Origin of the sequence: Methylobacterium sp. BTF04 (genome assembly GCF_010692745.1) — a bacterium.
GTDB lineage: Bacteria > Pseudomonadota > Alphaproteobacteria > Rhizobiales > Beijerinckiaceae > Methylobacterium.
Genome location: NZ_JAAHTB010000239.1, coordinates 1 through 674, shown reverse-complemented (window position 1 = coordinate 674; position 674 = coordinate 1). Strand labels below are relative to the sequence as shown.

At 72.1% G+C, this 674-nt stretch carries 1 protein-coding gene; it reads left to right on the top strand.

Features of this window, described 5'->3' with window-relative positions:
• A partial coding sequence (locus G3T14_RS24530; RefSeq protein ID WP_163645055.1) for an IS66 family transposase occupies positions 1 to 674 on the top strand: 674 nt, incomplete at both ends.

Sequence of the window (674 nt, the reverse complement as noted above, 5' to 3'; positions counted from 1 at the left end):
GCCAGAGCGAACGCTACGGCCGCGAAGGCATCGACCTCTCCGTCTCGACGCTGGCCGACCAGGTCGGCGCGGCGACGGCAGCGCTGGCGCCGTTGCATGAGCGGATCGCCCGGCACGTGATGACGGCCGAGAGGCTGCACGCCGACGACACCACGGTGCCGATCCTGGCCAAAGGCAAAACCGATACGGGCCGGATCTGGACCTATGTCCGCGACGACAGGCCCTTTGGCGGCGCCGATCCGCCGGCGGCGCTCTACTTCGCCTCGCGCGACCGGCGGCAGGAGCATCCGGACGCGCACCTCGCGGCTTGGTCCGGCATCCTCCAGGCCGACGCCTATGGCGGCTACAACGGGCTCTACGACCCCGCGCGACCGGGCGGGCGGGTCACGTCGGCGCTGTGTTGGTCCCATGCCCGTCGCGGCTTCTTCGAACTCGCCGACATCGCCGCGAGCGCGCGGCGTGGCCCCGGTGCCGCGCCTGTGTCGCCGATCGCCCTGGAGGCGGTCACGCGCATCGACGTGCTCTTCGCCATCGAGCGCGAGATCAACGGTCTGAGCGCCGACGCGCGTCGCCAGGTCCGACAGGAGCGAAGCCGCCCGCTCGTCGAGGACCTGCGCACCTGGCTTGGTGAGCAGCGCGTCAGGCTCTCGCGCTCGGCGACCGTCGCCAAGCCG